Origin of the sequence: Streptomyces vastus (assembly GCF_039532825.1) — a bacterium.
Classification (GTDB): Bacteria; Actinomycetota; Actinomycetes; order Streptomycetales; family Streptomycetaceae; genus Streptomyces; species Streptomyces vastus.
Window position 1 is genome coordinate 1 of record NZ_BAAASJ010000048.1, and the last position, 1592, is coordinate 1592.

The 1592-nt window shown below is 70.4% G+C and carries 1 protein-coding gene; it reads right to left on the reverse strand.

The window, feature by feature from the left end:
- Positions 1–24: 24 nt before the first annotated feature.
- Positions 25–1592, reverse strand: a 1568-nt coding sequence (locus tag ABD357_RS23795; protein WP_344392760.1) for an IS1182 family transposase, incomplete at its 5' end; no start/stop codon positions are given.

The following is a 1592-nucleotide window of genomic DNA, read 5'->3' on the forward strand; positions in this document are numbered from 1 at the left end:
GATCTTGGTGGTTAATTCCAATTGTCATGCGACGAGGCGTAGTTGGAGTCTGGCGAGGTGGCAATGATTGGTGCGGTCGAGGGGGCGGCCGTGCCACCAGGCGTGGAGTCGGATGAGGTTGAGGGCGGCGGCGCTGGTGGTGTGGTCGAGGTGGGTCTTGGCAAGGCCGCGGTAGCGGGCTCGGCGCAGGCCGGTGGTGTGGGTGGCCTGACTGATGGCGCCCTCGACCCCGGCCCGCAGTGCGTAGTCGCGCTGCCAGGTGCCATCCTGCTGCTGAGCGCGGGCGGTGCGGATGGCCTCGGTGAGCTCACGGGGGTAGAGGCTGAGCCGGCGGCCCTTTCGTGAGCTGGTGCACTGCTCCTTGACCGGGCAGGGGATGCAGTCCAGGGCGGCGAAGGCAACGACGGTCTTGGCGACGCCCTCCTGGACGACGTCGTTCCAGGTGGCACTGATCTTTCCGGCCGGACAGACGGCTCGCTTGCCGTCCCAGTCGACGGTGAAGTCATCTGCGGCGAAGCCTTGTTGGGCCTTGGCCTGGCGGGAGGTGTCGAGCAGGACCGGAGTGACCAGCGCGATGCCGTAGTCCTTGGCGGAGGCGATGATCAGGTCGGCGCTGGGGTAGCCGGAGTCCAGGTAGTGCCGGGCGGGCAGCAGGTGGCGGCGGCCAAGGGCTTGGTGGATCGGCTCCAGGGCCTTGGTGTCCGGGAGGGTGGAGGCGGTGGTGGCCACGTTCGTGATGATGTTCGGCCGGGCGGGACGGTCACCGTCGGCCTGCGGATGGCAGGTCTCCGACACGTGCAGTTTGAACCCGTTCCAGAACAGGTCGCGTTTGGCGGACCAGCGGGCGTCGGTGTCATATGGGGAGGCCAGGCGTATCGGGCCGGGCGGCAGCCCGTCACCCCCGTCCTCGGCGCGCTCGCGGCGCCGGATCCGCAGCCTGCCGCCCCCACCCGGGGTGCGGGTGCAGTTCTGCACCAGCACGACCCGCAGGGTCTGCACCGCGGGCAGTTCGCGCAGCCATGCCGGGGACACCGGGGCGTAGAGGGCCTCCAGCAGGGTGTAGCCGTCCTTGGCGTAGTGCAGGGCGAGTTCGTCCTGCTTGGTCTTGGAGGAGGGCAGGCGCCAGGTGTCGATCCGGTCTGCGTAGCAGCGGCTCCAGTCCTCCACGACCAGAGCCTGGTCCACCCAGTCGGGGCAGGCCGCAGCCAGGGCGTTCAGGGCCGCGCGCACGCTCTCGCCGACCAGCTCGAGCCGGTTCAGGTCCCGCACCGCGGCCACGATGTGCGTGGAGTCGGTGCGCTGGTTGCCGCCTGCCGCCACCAGTCCCAGCTCGCGCAGCCGCTCCAGCAGCAGGTCCAGCACCCGCTCCTCCATCCCGTGGGCGACGACACGGGAGCGGAACTCCGACAGCACGCTGTGGTCGAAGCCCGGATCCTCCAGCGCCAGGCCGAGCGCGTACTTCCAGGACAGGTTCTCCCGGACCTCGTCCGCGGCCTGCCGGTCGGTGAGGTTCGTGGCCTTCTGCAGCACCGTGACCAGTGCGAGCCGGCCCGGCGACCAGCCCGGCTTGCCCGCCCGCCCGAACCCGTCGG